Below are 21,421 nucleotides of genomic sequence, written 5' to 3' on the forward strand. Positions count from 1 at the left end.
CGAGGCTGGCGATGAGTCTGGCACCGAGGCTGGCGATGAGTCTGGCACCGAGGCTGGCGATGAGTCTGGCACCGAGGAAGGCGTTGAGGACGGCACCGAGGACGGCACCGAGGATGGCGATGAGGACGGCGTCGAGTACGACCCGTCGATCAGCGTCGAGCCGGGCATCGTCACCCCGGGTGACGACGTCACCGTCGAGGGTGAAGGCTTCGTGCCTGACTCCACGGTCACCGTGGTGATCACCGACGAGGACGGCGACGTCATCGACACCATCGAAGGCGTGGAGACGGACTCCGACGGCGGCTTCTCCATCGACTGGACTGTCCCTGAGGGCACCCAGCCGGGCGAGCTGACCGTCACCGCCACCGACGACGAGGACTCGGACGTCACCGCCTCCGAGACCGTCACCGTAGTGGACGCAGACGGCACCGAGGCTGGCGATGAGTCTGGCACCGAGGACGGCGTCGAGTACGACCCGTCGATCAGCGTCGAGCCGGGCACCGTCACCCCGGGTGACGACGTCACCGTCGAGGGTGAAGGCTTCGTGCCTGACTCCACGGTCACCGTGGTGATCACCGACGAGGACGGCGACGTCATCGACACCATCGAAGGCGTGGAGACGGACTCCGACGGCGGCTTCTCCATCGACTGGACTGTCCCTGAGGGCACCCAGCCGGGCGAGCTGACCGTCACCGCCACCGACGACACCGACCCGTCCGTCTCGGCGTCCGAGACCGTGACGATCGCCGAGCCGGCCGCGGCCGGCGAGGACGGCACCGGGACCGTCGACCCGGGCACCGGTGCTGAGGACGGCGCCGGCAAGCCGGGAGACGGCAAGCCGGGAGACGACCTCGCCTCCACGGGTGTCTCTGGCGCGATCGGTCTGGGCCTGATGGCCCTGCTGCTCGTCGTCGTCGGCTCCGGTGTGGTCGCCTTCGCGAAGGTTCGCCGCACCAGCTGACCAGCCATGAGCTGATCAGCCGAGCATACGCAGCTGGCGGCGCCATCACCCTCACCGGTGATGGCGCCGCCAGCTCGTCTGTTTCTGAGGCGCCCCACGCGACACCCGGCCTTGACAGGGGCGCCCCTCGCCCGCTGATGTTGTTCCAGCACCGCACCACCTGGAGAGTGACGAGGTTCCGTGACCAGACCAGAGACATCCGGCCAAGCTGACTCACCGCTGGCCCAGACACGGCGCGCACTGCGTCACCTGCCCGGCGGGGCCCGCGCCCTCACCTGGCCTCTGGTGGCACTCGTGCTCATCCACACACTGATCATCGGCCTGTGGGTCGCCCCCAGCACTCCGGCTCGCGATGCGGTGGGCCAGGACCGGGTCCGCGAGTACATCCAGCCCTGGTTCCAACAGAACTGGTCGATCTTCGCCCCGAACCCGCGGCGCGTGGCAGTCACCTTCGAGGTTCGCGCCATCGTGGAGGACCCCGACTCGGGGAACAAGGTGCACACCGACTGGGTGGACCTCATCGACAACGAGGACGGCATCGTGGCAGGCAACCCGTTCCCCGCACGCACGGCGAAGATCTCCCGCCGCACCGCGGACCGCCTCCACAGTGCCATCAGCGACATGAACACGGAGCAGCGCGACTGGCTCAAGGCCAGCTACACCGACACTCCCGTCGACCAGCTCCGGGAGCGCCTGGCGGACGTCGACGGCGGCGCCGGAACGTCAGACATCAACCGCTATATGACGGCCGACGCCGCGGCCACGCGCATCGCCACCGGTGCCGCTGAGAACATCTGGGGCGAGGACGGAGAGGTCCTCCACGTCCAGTACCGCACGTCCACCCGTCCCGCTCCGTCTTGGGACGACGAGGAGCGGACCGTGGACGACACCACCCGCACGGAGCGGGAGTACGGCTGGCGGGCGGCGACAGATCTCACCGAGGAGGAGATCGCCTCCTTCGCGCCCTACCTGGACCAGGGAGGGGACTGGCGATGAGCCTCGTACGAGACCACGTGATCCAGCCGCTCAACGACTGGAACATCCGCGGCCAGGGCTGGCTGCTCCTGCAGCAGAACGCCCTCTACGGCCTCTCAGCCACGCGCATCCTCGTCGGCGTGGCCATGCTGGGTCTGCTGCTGACGAACTTCACCTCGCGGCACATCCTCTGGGGGACGGGATCCTTCTGGGCGGAGCCGTACCGGGAGGTCAACGCCTTCGGCGAGCTCGTCGATGTGTTCGGCGTCGAATCGCCAGCCCTGTTCACCCTCATGTACATGGCTCTGATGGGTCTGGCCGTGGCCGTGATCATCGGCTGGCGCACTCGCGCCACGACCCTCCTGCTCGCGATCGGGATGGCGGCGCTGGTGGAGCGAGCCTCCCCGATGGGTGACCAGGGGGACAACATCGCCCGCATCGGGCTGCTGCTCATGGTGCTCATGAACACCTCCGCGCACTGGTCCCTGGACGCCCGACGACGTCGACGCGGCGAGCAGCGCGCCGCCGCCGGGCAGCTGGGCCCGTTCGCGCACCTGTGGCACTCCCTGCCGGTGTTCCCCGGGTGGTGGACCAGTCTCATCCACAATGTGTCGCTGATCGGCCTGGCCTGCCAGATCTTCATCCTCTACACCGCCTCCGCCCTGTACAAGATCCAAGGGTCCACCTGGCAGGCCGGCACTGCGCTGTACTATCCGCTCAGCCTCCACGAGTACGGTGTCTTCCCGTGGTTGAACAGCCTGGTCACAGGCAATCCGGTGCTGCTCACAGCGCTGACCTACTTCTCCGTGTACGTACAGCTCTTCTTCGCCGTCGGGCTGCTGCACCCCGTCAGCCGCCGACTGGCTCTGGTCGGTGTGGTGCTGCTGCACGGCGGCATCGCCGTGATGATGGGTCTGCCGTGGTTCTCGCTGGCCATGCTCGCATTCGACGCCATCTTCGTCTCGAGCCGCACCTGGCGGGGCATCGAGAGGACCACCGTTGCGGTGCTGCGGTCGGTGCTGCGACGCCTCCCGGAGCCGCTGCGGGGGAAGCTGGGCGGCGGCCGGGACTCTGGGGCACCTCGTATCGAGTCGCATTCTGCCCACGGTGACCGCGACGGGGCGGTCTCGGGTGCGGGCCGCGGCGACGAGGCGGAGGAGGAGTCACGGGAGGACGAGGAGCCGGAGGCCGAACCGGCCGGTGCGCCCCGACGCACCCGGCGGTGATCGTCCCTGTCAGCGCGTCCTCGGCCGGACAGGCCGCTGGCCCGGCAACCCCAGGGAGACCAGGTGCCGGACCAGCGAAGACGGCGCGACCCGGGAGCGTCAGGGCCCTTCGCCGCTGAGTCATCCGAGGAGAATGCCGTTCAGCCCGAGAACCGCCTGATCATCCGCAGGTGTCGCTGCCACTCGTCAACCAGGGATTCCCCCTGCTCGATCCGTCGGCGCCCCCAGAAGTCCGGGAGCACTGCCATCCTGACAATGCATCATTGCTCGTGGCAACAGTTCCCGCTCGGATTTCTTCAGGGAATGTCCTGGTTCTCGGGCGCCGTGTCCTCTCAGGTGTGGGCTTCTCAGACTCGCGGCCCGGACTCGGGGGTGCAGGAGAGCGCGGTGGCCAGCTGCACCACCTGCATGGCCCACGGGGCCGAGGTCCAGCCTCCCGGCCCGACGGTGCGTACCTCCCACCGTGTGGTGTTCAGCAGGGCCAGGTTGCTGTTGACGTACTGCGTGGCGTTCGGGCCCACGGTGAAGGTGTGCGTGGGCGTGTTGGAGGTGGGGGAGGAGAAGCGCTGGATCTGGTAGCCCTGGCGTGGCAGCGTGCCGGCAGGATGTGACCAGGTGATGGTCAGCCGTCCCAGCAGCAGCGAGCCTGAGCAGCTCAGGTTGGCCACGGGCGGCACCGTCGCCGCAGACAGCGTGGCCGCGCCTGCAGGCTGCTGGTGGGTCCATGAGGCCTCCGTCGGTTCGATGCGGGGCGCCACCGAGCTCGAGACGCCGAGGCAGACCAAACCCAGCACGGCGATCGCGGCCAGGAGGCGTCGCATCATCGCGCCTCCCCGTCGTGGGTGTCGGCTGGATTCGCCGCATCTGCCGCCCCGGCGGCAGTTCGGCGCCGACGGCGAAGCAGGTGCCCCACCGCCAGGGAACCGAGAGCGGCGAGCAGCAGGAGCAGCAGCGCTGCTCCCGTGCTGGCCAGGTCTTCGGGCTCACGTGCCGTCGGGTCGTCGGTTCCCGGCACGTGATCCTCCGCCCCCTGGTCCGGCACGTCGTCCGGGCTCGGGGGGCCCTCCGTGCTCGGTGGGGTCACCGTCAGGTCGTCGCCGAAGGCCTCCGCATGCACCCGCAGGGACGTCAGCCCGGAGGACGGCTCGGACGTCGCCCCGTCGCTCAATGTCACCAGGACACGCAACCACTGCGGGTCGGTGGCGTCGACCGCCCCGAGTGACTCCACGGACCCGTCCCGGGGCACGTCCTCGGCCTCCCGGAGCACCACGGACCCGTCCGGACACACCGCCTCGGCGGTCAGCGCCGGGTCAGACCACGGCACCCTGCAGGACTCCACGCGCACCCTCAGCGGGACGTCCCCGGTGCTGCTGAGCCCGAGACGGAGCTCGCCCGGCCCCGGCGCATCAGTCTCCACGGCGACCTCCCAGGGCACCACCTCACCGGGTGCCAGTGTGCGGGAGGCCTGCGGCAGGTAGGAGGACGTCAGCTGCAGGTGCTGTCCGGCGATCACCTCCACCTGAGGCTCATCATCGAGGGCCTCGGCGTGGGCTGCCGGGGCGTCCGCCATCAGCAGTCCACCGGAGGTGAGCGCCGCGCAACCCCCGACCATCACACCCAGGGCACGGGCACTGGGTGCGGAGGCGTGGCGGGGGCGGTGCCGTCGCGACGACGTCGATCCGCCGTCCCGCGGCCAGAACGCCCAGCCGACCAGCAGGGCGGCGGCCACCGTGATGGTGCCCATCACCCAGGGGTCCCCCATGCGGTGGATGGGCTGGGCCAGACCCGGCACCGACCAGAGCACCTCGCGCACCTCGGTCACGGTGTACGGGTAGGGGTCCTCGGAGTCATTGGCGTCCCCCTGCATGGTGAGCACCCGTTCCTCGGGTGCCTCACCCGGGCTCACCGACGTCACCCGGTGCGTGACCGGCATCTGGCCCGGCCGGTCGACCGTCACGACGTCGCCGACCTCCACGACCGCGGCGGGGACCTCCTGGACCACTGCGGCGGAACCCTGGGGGATCGTCGGCTCCATGGAGCCGGTGCGGAACAGGATGAGCGAGATGCCGAACAGATGAGCGCATATCACCAGCACGATCGCCGTCAGACCCGCCAGGGCGGCGAGCCACAGCAGCACCTCCACGCACGCTTTCCGGATACGGGACACGGCGCTCACCCGCTCGAGGAGGTCCCCACGGCGCGCCACAGCGGCGTCGTCGAGGTGCCCTGGACCTGATTCGGGGCGGTGGAGGACAGGGTCAGCTCCAGGCAATAGTGCACCTCGGAGCCCTGGTCCGCCGCGACGGTCTGGCTGTCTGCCGCGTCGCCGGTGAGCGCCGTGCCCCGGGACACCACCACGGTCCCGGCGTCGAAGCTGGCTGCGTTGCAGGTGGTTCCCGAGATGGTCCGCACCCCGTAGGTCATTGCATTCGCCAAGGTGCCGGTGTTGCCGTCGTCGCTCTGCAGCTGCACGGTCCCACCGGCGGACCCGGCTGCGGTGCGCACGCTGAACGAGGCGTAGGTGCGCTGGCCAGGGGTCAGCCCACTGGCCACGGTGAAGCTCAGCTGATGGGGGTCCTCCGCGTCCGTGGTGCGGAAGGTCGACCCGTCGGTGGAGCCCTCCAGGGTGAAGTGCCCGGCCGAGACGGTGCCTCCGGCGAACTCCGAGTCGTTCCACGATGCCAGCGTCACCGAGGCTCCCACGCCGAGCACCAGGCCGCTGGCCGCCAGAGCCCGGATCCTCCGGGAGAGCTGGCCACGGCGTCCGCGGCGGGGCCCCTCGGCAGAGGCCGGCGCCGCCTCGGTCATGGGTTGTCGACCGAGGTCGCCGTGACCTCCCAGGTCACCTCCGTGGTGTCATCCTGGACGAAGTCGTCCTGACTGGCCTGGACTTCGAAGCACAGCAGCACAGGTGTGCCGGCGTCGCCGTCCCCGGCGGACAGGTCGAAGGAGGTGGTGCTGCCGATGCCCTCGCTGAGGTCCGCGCCGGCGGCCACCGAGGTGCCGCTGGCGGCGCCTGCGGCATCGCAGGAGTCCGGGTCGGCCAGCACCTCGTAGGACAGGTGCGCCGCGTTCTCCCCGCTGGAGGCGACCACGCCGATGCCGTCTGAGGCCTCCACGGTTCCGTCGATGGTGGTGTCGGCGTCCAGGCGCACCCAGAACGGCGCGTAGACAGTCTGCCCCGGGGTCATGTTGTCCGCCGCGAAGGTCAGTTGGGCGGCCTCGTCGACGGCGTCATGGTCGTTGTAGGCCTCGCCGTCGGTGGACCCCTCCAGGTTGAACGACGCCGAGCCGAAGAGTCCTTCCGCGAACTCCGAGTCGTTCCAATTGGCCATCGTCACCGCCGCCCCCAGGCCCAGGACGAGTCCTCCGGCCAGTACGGCCTGGACCTTCCGGCGACGGGCGGTCTTCTGTGCGGGTGTGCGTGCCTCGGTCATGGATGCCCCCTGGACGAGTGAGTCGCGCCCGCGGAATGCTGAATCGTCCCGTCCCGAAGACAGGCGGGTTCAGCTGCCGAGCGTCCCTGTCGAATGTAATGCGCTTCACCCTCTGGAGCAAGGGTTTCCACGGGGTCGCCAGTGCGGCGGGGGTCTGAGCAGCTGGGGTCAGAAGAGCGTCGCCGCGTCGGCCGGGCGCTGCAGACGAAGGGCCGGGTTCCGGGCCAGCCCGCCGGCCCACGCCTCCGGCGGGACTCCCAGGTCCTGGACGAGGTTGGCCACCACCACCGCGGTGGTCAGGCCGACGAGCTCGCCGAGCTGCTCCTCCGTGTAGTCGGTGGCCCCACCCGTATGGGTGAAGGAGTTCCGCACTCGGGCTGTGCGCTCGGCCCATTCTTGGACCGGCAGCTTGACACCGATCCGGTCCGCCAGCTTCACGCGCTCGGCCATCGCCACCAGCTTGAGGCGCAGCGTGGAGTCCTTCCGCTGGCGCTTCGACCGGTTGTCGGTGGTGGCGAAGAGCGCCTCTGCGGCGGCGACGACCACCAGCAGGTTCAGCTCGGTGTAGCGGTGCGGAGCGCGAAGCATGCCCATGAGCAGGTCGACGGTGACGCGGTGCTTCCGGCGCAGCTCGTACCACCTCGGCAGGGCGGTGGTGATCGCCAGGTCTGCCGCAGAGAAGATCAGGGCTCCTCGTGGGGCGATCTGGGAAGGGAAGGACAGCGTCTGGCGCCAGAAGAGCTGGGCCTCGTCGTCTGTCTCGCCGGTGGGGATGCGGGCGTGCATTGCGGACGGAGGGGCCAGCGAGGCCAGGGAGAACAGATCCTGGACGGCGTGTGCGTTGCGCCGTATCTCCTCCACCGACAGCCCTTCAGGGTCACGGTCCGTCACGGCCACCTGGACGTGGCCGCGGGCGGGATCGGGGGTGAATCGCAGACTGTGGGTCTCAGCGTGCTGACCGATGCGGCACGGCACCGCGACGGAGACAGGATCCCCCTCGGCGGCCTCTGATCCCGCCTCCTCGTCCGCGACTCTCCCAGAGCTCCAGGGAGTGAGCTCCGGGATCTCGAGAAGGGCTCGGCGGAAACGGTGCTCATCGGGGGACTCGACGGTCTCGCCGACGAGCATCGCGTCGACGGCGACCTCCCCCTCGTCGGGAGTCGGGCTGTCATCGCCCTGGAGGGGCAGCGTGCCGAACAGGGTCACCGGCCGACCGGTCACCTGCTCGGTGGGGACCAGAGCGGCGGCGGCCCGTTCGGTGGCGGGATCGGCGGCCGGACCCTCCAGCAGGCCATGGAACACGCCCGTGCTCCAGGCGGGGACGGGCGGGACGTCGCCCGAGCGGAGACGCAGATGCCCGCCCTGGGACCGACTCACGGTCAACGTGCCGGGGCGTCGGGGAGAGGGCCTGTCGTGCGGCCACCACGTGCCGGACAGGTGCTGCTGCAAGATCACGGTCGTCGTTCCTCGGGTGACGGAGGGCGCGCTGCGGGCCCGGACGCGGGGAATCGTCATGGGTTCCTGACCCGGAGCGGAGCTCGGATCAGCGCCTTCTGAGCGGGAGCACCGGTCACTGCGGAGCCTGAAAGACACGGTTCAGACCAGTCCTCACAACCTCCTCATTGAAGCACTTTCGCGCCCCCTCTGGTGAACTGGCGAGTCACAATGGCGCTGACCTGGGGCTCCCGGATGACATATGACGTTCGTCGCATTCCCGGCCGGTGTTGGCGGAGGAATCGGAGCTCCTGAAGCGGGGGCGAGGCGCTCTACGGTCTCTTTCGTCGGGGGAGTATGAGACGATGCGGGCATAGTCACAGAAAGACAGGACATCTGTTCGTCTGATCAACAGGATCCATGCGCTCGAGACACGATCCGCCCGGGTCACCTGCGGATCGAGGGACGAGTGTGGCCTGTCACCCGTTCGCGCTCCCATCTGGGGCATCCGATCCGGCGCGGCAGAGCTCCCCCAGGGGACCGGAGTTCCCTGGGCCGACGGAGAAGGACGCCCCATGCCCGATCCCTCGTACCCCGATCCCTCGTACCCCGAGGCCCGGCCCGGCCACTGCCCACGGCGCGGCGCCTCCGCCGCTCTGGCCCGCACGGCGCTGGAGCAGCACTGCCTGGAGGTCGCGGCACCGGTGGTGCTGGTCACCGGCGTGTTCGGCACGGAGCGTGCCGGTCTGCTCGCCCACGGATCGGCGCGAGCCCAAGCGACGCTCGAGGTCGTCCCCACCGTGGAGTCCCCGGAGGCCCCGCTCACCCGCCGCCTGGGGCTCCTCCGCGAGCTCGGTATGCAGGAGGCGGCCCGCAGACTGATGGACGGCTCGGCCGGCGGCCCCGTGACCAGCACGGTGGAGCGGCATCTCCTCGTCGACCAGGCCGACCTGCTCGACGAGGACTCCTCAGATGTGCTCGACGCCGTGATCCGTTCCCACCGGGTGGGCGTGCTGATGACGGCCTCAGGGTCCTCTCGCATCGTCCGCCGGCTCGCACGCGTGCTCAACGGCCCGCGGGGGCTGCATCTGGAGCTCGCCACGCTCACCCTCGAGGAGACCCGGAGTCTGCTGGCGCAGATGCTCGAGGAGCCCCCGACGTCGGCGCTGGCCCGGTACCTCCATGCCTGCACCGGTGGCGTGCCGGAGGACCTCTCTGTTCTGGCGCGACATGGGGCGGCGCAGGGCTGGATCGGCACCGTCGACTCGCGCAGCGTGGTGGTGCATCCGCCGCAGTGGCTGGACCGTCGTGCCGCCGACGCCGTGCTCGGACGCCTCCGTGAGGCGTTCGGCGCCCAAGGCGTGCAGGCGCTGCGGACCATCGCGCTCCAGGGGGAGGTACGCATGGACGACGCGATGGACTCCGACACCCTCCGCGAGACGATCTTCCCGTTGGAAGAGGCCGGACTGCTCACGATCCGGCGCTCCGGCGTGGCCGTCACCCGCCCCGTCCACCAGCACAGCCTGGTGATGTCCCGCCAGCCTGTGGCCGAGCCGCCGAGGACCCCGGAGGGCACGTTGCATGCCTGCTCCGTGGGGGACCCGGTGACCCCGGAGGAGGCGCGCGCGGCCGCCTGGCACCTGCTGGAGCTGGGTCACGTGGACCAGGCCCGGTTCGTCCTCCAGGCGCTGCCGTCTGACGACGTCGGACGCACCCATGTCCAGGCATGCTGCGAGATCGCCGTCGGCGCACCCCGCCGTGCCATGCGACTGTTGCGGCCGCTTGTCGCTGATGCGGACACGACGGCTGTGGCTCTGCTCGCGTTCATCGAGATCGTGCTGCTGCGAGACGTCGACGCCGGAGCCCACCGCCTCACCGCGCTGGCCCACGCCGCACAGACTCGCCCTGATCTGGACGATCTGCTGCAGGCGCTGTCGCACCTCCAGGACTACGCCGTGAGGAGCTCCTCAGGACATGGGGGTGCCGCGCCGGCGTCGGCTGGGCATGCGCCGGCGCAGGGGACCGCGCTGGAAGAGACCGCGCCGGAGGGAGCCGCGCCGGGGGCGTCGAGGGACACCGCAGAGGCCAGCACGTTGGAGGAGCCGGAGGCTGGCCCGGACCTCGCCCAGCTGGGGCGTGCGCTGCTGGCGACCCTGCAGGCCTGTCGTGCTGCCCACCAGCACGACCCGCAGGAGCCCGCTCGGCCCGTCTCGCCGGAGGCGGTGCCCTTCCGCGAGGTGCCGATCATCGCGTCGAACTGGGTGGCCAGCGTGCTCGGGGCCGCGCGGCTGCTGCTGACCCCCGAGGAGGACGTCCTCCCTGAGGACTGGTTCGAGGGAGAGTCGGTGGACCGGGTCCTGCTCCGGACCACCAGCACGGAGCTGATGCGCATGCTCCAGGACCTCATCTGCGGGGAGCCGCTGGATGATCTGAGGAACCTGCTGGAGGACATCTGGGCTCAGTTCGACGGCGGCCTGCCGCAGGGGCCCGTCCGGCGCACGCTGCTGGAAGCCCTCGACCACGCCGTCGAAGGGGGCCGAGCCGAGGAGCTGCTGGGCCCTCCCGGCTACGTCCGGCCGCCCACCGGAGGGCTCTACGATTCGGCCTGGAGGCAGGTGCTCATCTCTGTGGGGTACTTGCTCGACGCCGTCGTCCTCGGCGACCCAGACCGCCTGGAGCAGACCGTGGAGGATGCGCCACAGGATCCTCCGCATCGACGGATGGTGCTGCGCTGCCTGATCCTCCGCGGTCTGCACACGCTCCCCGAGCAGTCCCTCGCCCCGCTGATCCGCCACGCCCGCTCCGTCGGCGTGGAGCCCGTCGTCGTGGAGCTCCTCGCGGCCAGACTCGACGGGGACACGCACCGGGTTCACGACGCCGTCGCCGCCCTGGAAGGGCGTGAAGGCCGGTTCCGCGTCGCCTCCGTGGCGCGTCGCCCCGTGCGGCTCGCGCCCGGAGTCACGGGACTGACCGTCGAAGGCCGCGACCGCCTGGCGCTGCTCTCGGCCCGCGAACGGGAGGTCACCGAACAGGCCGTCCAGGGGATGAGCCTGGCAGAGATCTCCGAGTCCCTGCGGATCTCGCTGCGCACCGTCCAGAGCCATGTGCGCAACACCTACCGGAAGCTCGGCGTCAGCTCCCGCACAGAGCTGCGCTCCCAGCTCTTCGAAGCGAGGGATCGCCGATGACCCGCGGTCCTCTGCGCCTCCGGACCCCTGACCTGCCCCTTCCCGCCCGTCTCGTCCGCCAGTTCCTGGACGACCCGGCCGGCGGCTCCTGGGTCCTCCACCTGCCTGGGCACTGGGGCGTGGAGGCCCTGCTGGCCGCGATGCGGGAGTCCGTCACCCCGGCGGTGATCGACGGACTGGGCGGTCGGCCCTCGTCCTCGACCGGGGCCTCCGTCCCTCCGGCACCGGACTCCCACGGCCGCGCCGGACCGGTGGTGGTGCTGTGGCCCCGTCACCTGTCGGAGGACGTCCTCGACGACGTCGTCAGCCTCGGGGTCTCCGGGCGCCGTCGTCTGCTGGTGGTCGTGCGTTCTCCCCAGGACGTCCCGGAGCGCCTGCACGAGCTCGAACGCACCGGCCAGCTGCGCGCGGTGTTCCCCGGGACGGTGAGCGCCCGCGAACTCGGCGTCCAGGTCAGGCGGCACCTCGGCGGACCGGTGTCGCTGCGCGTGGTGAGACGCCTCTACCACCTCTCGGCGGGCCAGCAGGCGCTCGCGGAGAGTCTGCTGGACATGGCGAGAAGCGCCGGGACCCTCCGAGAGGATGAGGGGTTCTGGGAATGGGCCGGTGACGAGGAGGAACTCCATCAGACGCTGTCCCAGGCCGCCGACAGTCTGCTGCTGGGCCTCGAGATCGACGAGCGGGAGCTGCTCACGCTGGTCGCCATCGCTGGTCGGATCCCTGAGCAGCACGCACTGGACCATTACGGGGAAGAGCCGCTCGCCAGCCTCGTGGCCCAGGGACTCTTGGGTCATGAGACCACGGCGGCGGGGGGCTGGTCGGACCTGCGCGTCACTGCCGAAGGGGTGCGCCTGATGATCCTCAGCGAGATGCGCTGGGCCGACATCCTGCGCTGGTGGCACGACGAGGGCCGCGGCATCGACCACACCCAGGGCGGAGACTCCTCCGCGACGGCGCTGCGGTGGTGGCGCGCCCGGGCGCAGCAGACACCGAGCCTCGAAGAGGCTGCCGACCTGGCCCGCCGTGGCCTCGCGGCCTCCTGGTATCGGATGGTGCAGGTCCTCACCGAGCTCTATCCCCGCCCCTCCGCAGAACTGATGGTGCTCGCCGCACGGGCGGACTACGCCCTGGGGGACGTCGACGGAGCGCTGCATCGTCTGGCATCCCTGCCGGAGGCAGCCGGCCGCGCCGAGATCAGGGAGGGTGTCCTGGTCGCTGAGCGGATCCGCCTGTTCCACCCCGAGAGGTCGCTTCCTGTGGTGGAGTCCCTGCGCAGCCGAGCCGGAGAAGGCTCACCCACCAGCACCTTCGACGCGGTGCTGGCGATGAGCGATGACCCGGAGCGCACCGAGGAGCTGCTCGCCGCTCTGCAGACTCTGCGCGCCTCCGAGGACTGCGAGGAGTCGCTGCTCAGCCAGCTCTGGGCGGGCACGCTCCTGGGAACCCGACACCAGTCGGACCTCGGTCGCGAGGTGCTCTCCACGCTGATCGACGTCCTCCGCCGGGAAGACGGGTTCCCGGATATGGAGGAATGTGCGGTGGCGATGCTGCTGCTCATCTCCGCCACCTCCGGGTGGCGCGTCGACATGCTGCGAGTGGAGACCGACATCTGGAACGAACGACGCCTGCGCAGCCCGGCGCTGGCCGGCGTCGGTGACCTGCTGGCTGCCTTCGCCGCGATGCAGGACGACCGCATGCACCTGGCCTTCCGCAGCGCCGCCTCGGCGGCCAGGATCCACGCGGTGGGAGACTCGTACGGGCTGCTCGGCTTCAGTCGGGCGCTCGCCCTCGCGGCGGCCTCTCTGATGGCGCAGCCCCCGCGCATGATCCTCCCTGATCCTGAGTCCCCCGACTCTGTGCATGCGGACTCTGTGCATGCGGACTCTGTGCATGCGGACTCTGTGCATGCAGACCCCGTGCACGCCGGCCCGGAGCGGCACGAAGCCGGCGCCGCCGACGGGATCCCCTGGCTGCGCCTGGCAGGGGAAGGTCTGGCTCTCTGCGCCGCGGGACTGACCGAGGAGGAGCTGGGTCGACGGCTGGAGAGCCTCGCGCAGCAGGCCGGGGACGCCGGTGAGACGGCCCAGGAGCAGCTGCTGCTGCTCATGGTGCTGCTGCGTCGTTCTCCGCAGGCGGCTCGTCAGGTGGCGCGAGCCCGATGGCGGGATGATCCGGGCCGCCCCCGGCTCATCCGGCTGTTCGCCGAAGCGCAGGGCACCGACGACCCCGTCGCCGCCGTCGACGCCGCGGAGAGACTCATCGGATCCCACGCGCGCCTGCTGGGGCTGGCGGTGCTGGCCAAGATGTGGGATCGGCGGGAGGACCTTGACGCCGGGCTGAGGGTCCGGCTGCTCAATCTGGTCCTGGACTCGCGGCGTCCGGGCGAGGAGTCCACCATGTTCCGCGAGCATTTCGAGCTCACCCTCACCGGCCGGGAGGCGCCGGTGTTCGCCGGGCTGCGGGCCGGCCGGACCACGGCGCAGATCGCTCGCGACCTGCATGTCTCCTCGCGCACCGTGGAGGCCACGATCTCCGGAATGCTGCAACGGTTCGGCTGCGGCAATCGGATGGAGCTGCTGTCCCTTCACCTGCGCATCGAGCCCTTCGAAGCTCCCGTTCGGTGAGTCGGGCGTCCGTCCGGCGGTATCAGGCCGACCCCGTCTGATGCGTCCTCGGAGTCTCCGAGCACAGCCCTGACCTGCACTCCTGCGGTGATGACACATGTTCGTGCGCGCATCTTTCGCAGGCCGTGCGAGGAGCTGTCGTCGTGTTGTTCGGACAATGGGCATGTCCCGTCCGGGTGCTCGGCGGCAGATGCGCAGGAGACCGTCGCATCTGTGGTGCGAAGGCGGATTCCGGTCCGGTCCGCGCGTCCCTAGGTTGAAGAGGTGCCCTTGGAGCACTCATCGCCGATGACCTGGAGGGATCGCGAGATGACCACGCATGCACCTGAGACGGCCCGCGCCGTCGAACCTCACCCTGAACCCCTGTGCGGGCCCCCTGTCGATCCGGACGGACGACCATCGGGTCCAGGCGCACCTCCTCCGGGAGCCCCGGCGCGGACCGTGCCGATCGTGGACGTCACGGTCACTCCCATGGACCGTGATGCCCTGCTGCTGCGGCTGGCCCAGGAGATCGCCTCCGGGGGACGCGTGACCGTGGCCGGGCACAACCTGCATTCGGCGTATCTGATGCGCACCGAGGAACCGTTCCGACGCTTCTACGAGCAGGCCGAGGTGCGGCTCATCGACGGCATGCCTCTGCTGGTGCTGCTCGGCCTCCGGGCGGCTCGCGACGGACGGTCCCGGCTGGGTCCGCGGCACCGTCTGGGATCCACAGACTGGGTTCCTCAGGCGGTGCACCTGCCGGCCGTCCGTCGCCTCGCCCTGCTCGGGGCCTCGGCCTCTTCCAACGCCGAGGCCGCGGAGCGACTCTCCCGCAGCGCCAGCCGGGGCACGGGCGGCGCTGTCGAGGTGCTGTCCGTGCCAGCCGACCCGTGGGCTCCTGAGGACCTCGACGACGTCGTCGCCCGCCTCAGCGCCTTCGCGCCCCAGATCCTGCTCATCGGCATGGGCATGCCGCTGCAGGAGCAGATCGCCGTCGCCCTGCGGGCCCGCACCGAGATTCCGGTCATCGCGACCGTGGGCGGAGCCATCGACCAGATCTCAGGAGCTCAGTCGTTGGCTCCGCGCTGGCTGGGGCGGGCCGGACTGGAGTGGGCGTGGCGCCTGGCCTCGGACCCGCGGCGCTTCGCCGGCCGCTACCTGGTGGAGCCGGTCCGCCTGGCCCGTCTGATCCTGCGCGGTGCGGCATGAGTCCCGACGACATGACGACAGACGGCCCCGCGGAGGGTCCCACCGGGAGCCCTTTCGACGGCGGCCTCGCCGCCGAGCCGCTCGTCACCGCTGTGATCCCGACGGTGGGCCGCCCCAGCCTGCGGGAAGCGGTGCGCTCCGCCCTGCGCCAGAGCGTGCCCACCGTGCCGCTGGTCGTCGTCGACGACCTCGATGCGCTGTCGGTGGTGCAGAGTCGCCTGACCGGGCTGGAGTATCGCCTGGTGTGCACCGCGGGTCGGCAGGGAGCCGGAGCCGCGCGCAACCTCGGGGTGCAGTTCGCCGAGACCCCGTGGGTCGCCTTCCTCGACGACGACGATGACTGGGTCGCCGAGAAGGCGGAGTCGCAGATCAGACTCAGCCCGGCCGGTGAGCCAGGGCACGGGCGCGCAGCGGCGGAGGGCACCGTGATGTCCTGCCGCGCGCTGCTCGTCGGCGCCTCCACCCGGGCGGTCCCGGAGCGCCCTTACAGGACGAGGCTGGGGCCCGACGGAGCAGTGGCGCCCGGAGTGGTCGGCTACGTGTTGGACCGCTCCACGGTGCGGCTGCGTCGGAACTTCCTGCAGACCTCCACTCTGCTGTGCCCCCGCGAGACCGCCCTGGACGTCCCGTGGGACGAGAGCCTGAACCGGCACCAGGACTGGGACTGGCTGATCCGACTCGAGAGCGCCGGGGTACGCATCGAGACCATCCCGGACATCCTGGTGCGCGTCCAGCAGGGCAGCGTCGGATCAGTCTCCCGCAGCCTCGACTGGGAGGGCAGTCGTGCCTGGCTCGACTCTCTGCTGGTGGAGGTGCCGGCCGCCGCTCGGGCTGACTTCATGGCCTCCGTGGTGGCCCGCGGCGCCCTGGCTTCACGCGCCTGGTCCCGGGGGATCCGGGAGCTGATCTCCGGGCTGCGTGCGGGTGCTCATCCCGCGGCGCTGCTGGTGGGACTGAGCGGGATGGCGGCTCCCCGGCTGCCGGTGCATCATGGCTGAACGCAGCTGGGCCGCCGCGTTCCTCCGCACGGCCGGGCTGCGCATCGCGGTGCTGCCGGTGGCCGCGGCCCTGACCCTGACCAGTGCGGGCTTCACCATGCACTTCGCCGGGGCGGCCGCCTTCGGCTTCATCGTGCTGGTGGCCCAGCTGCGCATGGCGCTGCCCTTCGCGGACCTCGGACTCGGTGCGGCCGTCTCCCGGGCAGTGGCGCGAGCCGGTGAGTCCCCGGCGGCTCGTCGGGAGGCCGCCGCACTGCAGCGTCGCACCGCGCGCCTGCTGGCCGTGGTCGGCGTCGCCGGCTCCGTGCTCGCTCTCGCAGTGGGGCAGGCAGGGCTGTGGTCGTGGGTCTTCGGAGTGCCGGACGAGCTGCGGGGGCAGCTCGACGCCGCGATGACGATCTCTCTGGTGCTCTTCCTGCTCACCCTGCCGCTCGGTCTGGCCGAGCGGGTGCTGATCGGCCAGGACCGGGCGGATCTGCTGGTGCTTCTGGGCCTCGTCCCCGGGGCCGTCAACCTGGCGTACGTGCTCCTCGCGGGCATGGCGGGTGTCAGCCCCATGTGGCTGGCGCTGGGCCTGCCGATCGGCATGGTCGTGTTCCTGCTGCTCTGTCGGCGTGCGGCCGCGCGGTCCTGGGACACCGCCCCGGAGGTGTTCGACGACGCCGGCACCGTGGCCGACACCGACGCCGGCACCGATGTCGGCACTGTGGCCGGCACCGTGGCCGGGAGCGAGCCCCCGAAGGGTTCCGCAGGGCCGTCGATGGGCAGCATCCTGTCCGGCGGGCTTCCGGTGCTCATCGCCAGCGCCGGGATGGTGCTGCTGGAGCAGCACGGCCGGTTCGTGCTGGCCGCCGCCGCCACTGCGGAGCAGCTGAGCGAATACTCGTTGGCCCTGCAGCTCTACATGCCGATCTACTCGGTCATGTACATGGCGGGCATCGTGTTCTGGCCGCGGTTCTCCAGGAGCCTCGACCGAGGTCTGTGGATTCGGGCCAATGCTGCTCTGACGGGGCTGGGACTCGCCGCCGCCCTCGGATACCTGCTCCTGGCCCGCCCTGTCTCCCGGCTGGTCTCCGGCGGCGAGCTGCAGCCGTCCTGGATGCTCACCGCCGCCATGGCGATCCTGCTGGTCGCGCAGTCGGCGCATCTGACCCAGATCAATCTGCTCACTGACCGCTCAGGCTTCACGTGGCAGGCTCTGATGTCCTGCGTCGCCCTGGCCTGCGCGGTGCCGCTGAGCGTCCTCGGGGTCCACCACGGCCTCGGGGCCGCCGCACCGCCGATGGCGATGATCGCCGTCGTGGTGACGCTGCAGGTGCTCCCCGGTGCGCTCGTCGCCGCCCGCCGCACCGGTGCCGCAGTGCGGTCACTCGGAGAGGCCGCTGCACCCCCTGACGCCCCCGCGGGCCTCACGCCTGCGAACCCCTTCACGAACACCGATGAGGACACAGGTGGCGACGCCGTCGACGTCACCGTCATGACAAGGAGCACCCGATGATGAGGACCACGCTGAGACAGCTCCTCGGGCCCGTCCCGGACCCACTGGTGAGGCATGTGATGTACCGCCGCCGCTTCGGCCGGTGGGGCGACTTCCGCCGCCCCACCCGCTTCACCGAGGTCCTGACCCGCCGGATGCTGGCCGAACGCACCCAGCAGATCGCCTGGACGTGTGACAAGACGCGGATGAAGGAGTACGCCGCCAGGACGTGCCCCCAGCTGCAGGTGCCGGCGACCCTCTGGCGCGGCCGCGAGGTCGACGATCTGAACGTCTCAGACCTGCCGGAGCGCTGGATCATCAAGCCCAACCACGCCAGTGGGATGGTCGCCTTCGGGGACCGATCCACCACCGTGAAGGAGCTGCGGGGGACCACACGCGGCTGGCTGCGCACCTATGACCGGGCCGCCCTGGGGGAGTGGGCCTACCGGTGGGCGGACCACAGCCTGATCGTGGAGCCGGACCTGAGCCGGGACCGCGGCCGAGACCTGGTGGACTACAAGTTCTATGTCTTCCACGGTCGGGTGAAGATGCTGCACCGCTCCTCGGGGCGCTTCACCGCCGGTCACGGTGAGCGGTTCTACAGCCCGGACTGGCGGATCCTGGACCTCTACAACGGGGTCACCCAGGAGCCGGAGGCCCCGCGGCCGACGTCGCTGGCGGAGATGATCGCCCACGCCGAGGCGCTGGGCGGCGGATTCGGCTTCATGCGGGTGGACTTCTACGAGATCGACGGCGTGCCGTGGTTCGGGGAGCTCACGCCCTACCCGTCGGGTGGGATGGATCCCTTCGAGCCGGAGGAAGTGGACCTGGAGATGGGCCGCTGGTGGATGGATGCCCCCGAGGGGAGCCTGCGATGAGTCTCGACATCGTCCCGGAGAGCGGCGCCGCCGGCCCACCCCGTGGGCGTTCCACGCCGACGGACCAGACACCGGATGTGTGGTCTGCGCCGGCGTCCGAGCCGGCGTCGGCGGCAGTGGTGACCGTCCCGCACACCTGGGCGGCAGCCTCCGTCGAGCTGCGCGGGCTCACCCACCGCCGGGGGCGAGGAGCCTGGCGGCTCGCCGCCCCTGGCGGCGCAGACCGTGCGGTCACCGCCCCTGATGCTGCGGCCCCTGATGCTGCGGTGCCCGTCTCGCTGGTCGGCACCGGTGAGCTGCGCCGCTGGCACCGCCGCGTGTCCGGTGGGATCGCCGCCACGGACCAGCTGCTCATCCTGGTCACCCTGCTGGGGCTGCACCTGCTCGGGGTCCTGCCTTCGGGCATCGGGGAGGCGTCCCTCTCGGCCGGCGTGCTGGTGGTGTGGGGACTGCTGCTGGCCGTGGCCCGCACCCGCAATCCCCGGCGCTTGGGCACCGGCGTTCGAGAGCTCGGACGGGTGCTCACCGCCTCCGGCGCGGTGCTGGGCCTGACCGCGGTGCTGGGACTGGTGCTTCCGCAGGCGGCCCTGCGGCCCTGGGCGCTGGCGGCGATCCCCGCCGGTGTGGTCCTCCTGCTCGTCGGACGTCTCGTCTGGCGGCGCACGCTGCGGCGCCGTCGCGACTCCGGTGAGGGGGTCAGGCGAGCCCTGATCATCGGGGAGAGGGGCAAGGTGGGCCACCTGGCCGACCATCTGCGGCGACTCGGCCCGGACAGCGGCTTCCTCCCCGTGCGGCTGATGGTCAAGGAGCCCCGGGACGAGCTCGACGCCCCACCGGGAAGCGTCGCCGTCGAGGCCCAGGCCTCCCGGGAGCAGATCATCGCGCAGGCCCGCGACGCCGTCACCCGGGACGCCGTGGACACGGTCATCCTCACCGGCGCCGATCAGCTCACGCCCCAGGCGCTGCGCGAACTCGGCTGGGCGCTCGCCGCACTGGACGTCACCCTGGTGACGGCTCCGTCGTTGAGCGAGGTCTCCGCCAGCCGCCTGCACACCACCAGCGTCGACGGGGTTCCGCTGGTGCAGGTGGACTACCCGCAGCTCAGCGGTGCGGCGGCGACGCTCAAGCGTGCCTTCGACATCGCCTTCTCCCTGGCGGCGCTGCTGGGGCTGCTGCCTCTGCTGGTCGGGGTCGCGGTGCTGGTCCGCCGGGACAGCCCCGGCCCGGCACTGTTCTCCCAGACGCGGGTGGGGCTGCGGCATGCGCGCTTCCGGATGCTGAAGTTCCGCTCCATGGTGACCGACGCCGAGGCGCGCCGGGAGGAGCTGCTGGGCTCCTCCGAGGGGAATGCGGTGATGTTCAAGCTGCGCCACGACCCCCGCGTGACGAAGGTCGGCGCCGTGATCCGCCGGCTCAGCATCGACGAGCTCCCGCAGTTCCTCAACGTGCTGCGCGGCGAGATGTCCGTGGTGGGGCCGCGGCCGCCGCTGGTCAGCGAGGTGGAGAACTACGCGGAGTCCGATGAGCGTCGCCTGCTGGTCAAACCCGGCATCACCGGGCTGTGGCAGGTCGGCGGCCGCTCCGACCTCAGCTGGGAGGAGTCGGTCCGGCTGGACCTCTACTACGTGGAGAACTGGTCGTTGACCGGCGATATCGGCATCGTGCTGCGCACCCTGCGGGCGGTGGTGCGGGGTGCCGGAGCGTACTGACCCCCGTGAGCAGCAGTCTCGGCGGATCCCGCGGGAGACGCCGTCGCGACGGCGAGGGCGACGCCACCCGTGCCGCAGGCGACGACGGGCATGACAGGCACGACGACGACAGCAGTGAGACATCAGACAGGACTGGGGAAACCATGAGACCGAACCATGCACAGGAGATCTCAGGCGGCCGCCTGGTGGAGGCGCAGCTGCTCCTCGACGAGCCGCAGCTCACCGACAGCCTGACCGGACCCGGGCCGTGGCGCGGCACCCTCCGGTGGGAGGGCAGCTCCACCCGAGGCGGTGCCACCTCCAGGATCACCCTGGAACCTGCTCAGGACCCGGAAAGGGCCGTGCGGCTGCGCCTGGTGCCGAGTCGGCCGGCGTCGGCCGCCGAGGTGGACGAACAGATCAGGAGCGTGCTCGGTCTGCTGGCGTTCGCCCGCCTGGCCGCACGCCCCGCCGTGACGTACCAGGCTCGGATCGCGGCCGACGGCTCCGAGAGCTCTGAGGCGGTCTGGGTGACGCGAGATCTGCCGGGCACCCGCCGGGAACCGGTCGCCGGGCACACGGCCGACGGGGACGTGACCGACGAGGACCCGACCGCATCAGGTCCGCCGATGTTCAGTACGACGGACGTCGCCTTCGCGGACCTGCTGACCGGCTGGCAGGAGCTGCGCACCCAGCATGAGACGGCACTGTCCCTGCTGCTGGCCGGCACCGGGCTCTCCGAGGAGTTCCCGGAGGCCAGCATGCTGGTCCTGCTGGGCGCGGCCGAGGCGATCTTCGTCACCACGTCCGGTCTGCGCCGTCGCGAGATCAAGGATTCCACGCTGCGCCGGAAGCTCGAACATCTGGCTCAGCAGGTCGGCGTCGACGAGGTCGTGGCGCCCGAGATCCCCGCCGCGGTCTGGGCGGAGCATGCGGCACGGTTGCGCAGCACCTTCACGCACAGCGGGCGGCTGGACCCGGGAACCGCCGCTGAGCTGAGGCTGTTGGTCCAGCTGACCGCCGGCGTCGTGGTGCTCATGCTGCTGCGGGAGCTGGGCGTCCCCGCCGGAGAGGACCGCCGGCGCCTGCGGAGCCTGCCGATGCTGCGGGAGGCGGTGCCGACACCGCGGGCGAGCACGTCCCCCACTGACCGCCCTCCGGCGAGTGCACCTCCAGGCCTCGTCGGAGGGCTTCCGGCGTCGCTCCCTGGCGACGTGCAGGTCTGCGCCTCGGAGAGGAGAGCGTCATGAGCATGTCCACCATGCCGGCCCATGCCGTGGGACGCCGGCGCGAGGACGGGTCCGCGCCATCTGGCCCGGAGCCTGACCCTGCGCCCGCGCCTGA

Annotated in this window: 15 protein-coding genes and 1 pseudogene; 11 read left to right on the forward strand and 5 right to left on the reverse strand. The window is 71.0% G+C overall.

Going from position 1 to position 21,421, the window contains the following annotated elements; all coding sequences use genetic code 11:
• From SD455_RS08425 to SD455_RS08435, 3 genes and pseudogenes are all read left to right on the forward strand, one after another.
• Positions 1-961, forward strand: a pseudogene (locus SD455_RS08425) (hypothetical protein); the annotation flags it as partial.
• 180 nt (positions 962-1,141) lie between these two features.
• On the forward strand, positions 1,142-1,957 hold the full coding sequence (locus SD455_RS08430; protein WP_070159846.1) for a DUF5819 family protein: 816 nt from the start codon (positions 1,142-1,144) through the stop codon (positions 1,955-1,957).
• Positions 1,954-3,162, forward strand: coding sequence for a hypothetical protein (locus tag SD455_RS08435; protein WP_445507810.1), 1,209 nt, complete (start codon positions 1,954-1,956; stop codon positions 3,160-3,162). Before SD455_RS08430 ends, SD455_RS08435 begins: the two co-directional genes overlap by 4 nt.
• A 347-nt stretch (positions 3,163-3,509) precedes the next feature.
• On the opposite strand, the gene SD455_RS08440 is transcribed toward SD455_RS08435, so the two are convergent.
• The 5 genes from SD455_RS08440 to SD455_RS08460 form a co-directional block, all read right to left on the reverse strand.
• Entirely contained in the window at positions 3,510-3,986 is a 477-nt protein-coding gene (locus tag SD455_RS08440) for a hypothetical protein (RefSeq protein ID WP_085437731.1), read from the reverse strand.
• Entirely contained in the window at positions 3,983-5,305 is a 1,323-nt protein-coding gene (locus tag SD455_RS08445; RefSeq protein WP_445507811.1) for a S26 family signal peptidase, read from the reverse strand. Before SD455_RS08445 ends, SD455_RS08440 begins: the two co-directional genes overlap by 4 nt.
• 29 nt (positions 5,306-5,334) lie before the next feature.
• Complete coding sequence (locus tag SD455_RS08450; RefSeq protein ID WP_445507812.1) at positions 5,335-5,970, reverse strand: SipW-dependent-type signal peptide-containing protein; 636 nt, start codon at positions 5,968-5,970, stop codon at positions 5,335-5,337.
• A complete protein-coding gene (locus SD455_RS08455) occupies positions 5,967-6,599 on the reverse strand; it encodes a SipW-dependent-type signal peptide-containing protein (RefSeq protein ID WP_070159852.1) in 633 nt (210 codons plus the stop codon). The genes SD455_RS08450 and SD455_RS08455 overlap by 4 nt, the downstream gene beginning before the upstream one ends.
• A 168-nt stretch (positions 6,600-6,767) precedes the next feature.
• Complete coding sequence (locus SD455_RS08460; protein ID WP_139827765.1) at positions 6,768-8,054, reverse strand: HEPN domain-containing protein; 1,287 nt, start codon at positions 8,052-8,054, stop codon at positions 6,768-6,770.
• Between the two features lie 554 nt (positions 8,055-8,608).
• Here SD455_RS08460 and SD455_RS08465 point away from each other — a divergent pair.
• From SD455_RS08465 to SD455_RS08500, 8 genes are all read left to right on the forward strand, one after another.
• Positions 8,609-11,221 (forward strand): LuxR C-terminal-related transcriptional regulator, encoded by a 2,613-nt coding sequence (locus SD455_RS08465; RefSeq protein WP_445507813.1) that lies wholly within the window; start codon positions 8,609-8,611, stop codon positions 11,219-11,221.
• Positions 11,218-13,845, forward strand: a complete 2,628-nt coding sequence (locus SD455_RS08470; RefSeq protein ID WP_445507814.1) for a LuxR C-terminal-related transcriptional regulator — start codon at positions 11,218-11,220, stop codon at positions 13,843-13,845. Before SD455_RS08465 ends, SD455_RS08470 begins: the two co-directional genes overlap by 4 nt.
• A gap of 471 nt (positions 13,846-14,316) precedes the next feature.
• On the forward strand, positions 14,317-15,036 hold the full coding sequence (locus SD455_RS08475; RefSeq protein WP_070159876.1) for a WecB/TagA/CpsF family glycosyltransferase: 720 nt from the start codon (positions 14,317-14,319) through the stop codon (positions 15,034-15,036).
• Positions 15,037-15,047: 11 nt separating this feature from the next.
• Complete coding sequence (locus SD455_RS08480) at positions 15,048-16,034, forward strand: glycosyltransferase family 2 protein (protein ID WP_445507815.1); 987 nt, start codon at positions 15,048-15,050, stop codon at positions 16,032-16,034.
• Positions 16,027-17,532, forward strand: a complete 1,506-nt coding sequence (locus SD455_RS08485) for a hypothetical protein (protein ID WP_445507816.1) — start codon at positions 16,027-16,029, stop codon at positions 17,530-17,532. The genes SD455_RS08480 and SD455_RS08485 overlap by 8 nt, the downstream gene beginning before the upstream one ends.
• A complete protein-coding gene (locus SD455_RS08490) occupies positions 17,529-18,389 on the forward strand; it encodes an ATP-grasp fold amidoligase family protein (RefSeq protein WP_445507817.1) in 861 nt (286 codons plus the stop codon). The genes SD455_RS08485 and SD455_RS08490 overlap by 4 nt, the downstream gene beginning before the upstream one ends.
• Positions 18,386-20,098 (forward strand): sugar transferase, encoded by a 1,713-nt coding sequence (locus SD455_RS08495; protein WP_445507818.1) that lies wholly within the window; start codon positions 18,386-18,388, stop codon positions 20,096-20,098. Before SD455_RS08490 ends, SD455_RS08495 begins: the two co-directional genes overlap by 4 nt.
• A 143-nt stretch (positions 20,099-20,241) precedes the next feature.
• A complete protein-coding gene (locus tag SD455_RS08500; protein WP_445507819.1) occupies positions 20,242-21,327 on the forward strand; it encodes a hypothetical protein in 1,086 nt (361 codons plus the stop codon).
• The last annotated feature ends 94 nt before the right edge of the window (positions 21,328-21,421 follow it).

The organism is Nesterenkonia sp. K-15-9-6, assembly GCF_052656005.1.

Bases quoted from the DNA above. Each gene is read 5' to 3' on its own strand.
- SD455_RS08465 (WP_445507813.1), top strand. From the start codon at position 8,609: ATGCCCGATCCCTCGTACCCCGATCCCTCGTACCCCGAGGCCCGGCCC.
- SD455_RS08500 (WP_445507819.1), top strand. From the start codon at position 20,242: ATGAGACCGAACCATGCACAGGAGATCTCAGGCGGCCGCCTGGTGGAG.
- SD455_RS08470 (WP_445507814.1), top strand. From the start codon at position 11,218: ATGACCCGCGGTCCTCTGCGCCTCCGGACCCCTGACCTGCCCCTTCCC.
- SD455_RS08490 (WP_445507817.1), top strand. From the start codon at position 17,529: ATGATGAGGACCACGCTGAGACAGCTCCTCGGGCCCGTCCCGGACCCA.
- SD455_RS08495 (WP_445507818.1), top strand. From the start codon at position 18,386: ATGAGTCTCGACATCGTCCCGGAGAGCGGCGCCGCCGGCCCACCCCGT.
- SD455_RS08475 (WP_070159876.1), top strand. From the start codon at position 14,317: ATGGACCGTGATGCCCTGCTGCTGCGGCTGGCCCAGGAGATCGCCTCC.
- SD455_RS08480 (WP_445507815.1), top strand. From the start codon at position 15,048: ATGACGACAGACGGCCCCGCGGAGGGTCCCACCGGGAGCCCTTTCGAC.
- SD455_RS08450 (WP_445507812.1), bottom strand. From the start codon at position 5,970: ATGACCGAGGCGGCGCCGGCCTCTGCCGAGGGGCCCCGCCGCGGACGC.
- SD455_RS08455 (WP_070159852.1), bottom strand. From the start codon at position 6,599: ATGACCGAGGCACGCACACCCGCACAGAAGACCGCCCGTCGCCGGAAG.
- SD455_RS08485 (WP_445507816.1), top strand. From the start codon at position 16,027: ATGGCTGAACGCAGCTGGGCCGCCGCGTTCCTCCGCACGGCCGGGCTG.
- SD455_RS08440 (WP_085437731.1), bottom strand. From the start codon at position 3,986: ATGATGCGACGCCTCCTGGCCGCGATCGCCGTGCTGGGTTTGGTCTGC.
- SD455_RS08435 (WP_445507810.1), top strand. From the start codon at position 1,954: ATGAGCCTCGTACGAGACCACGTGATCCAGCCGCTCAACGACTGGAAC.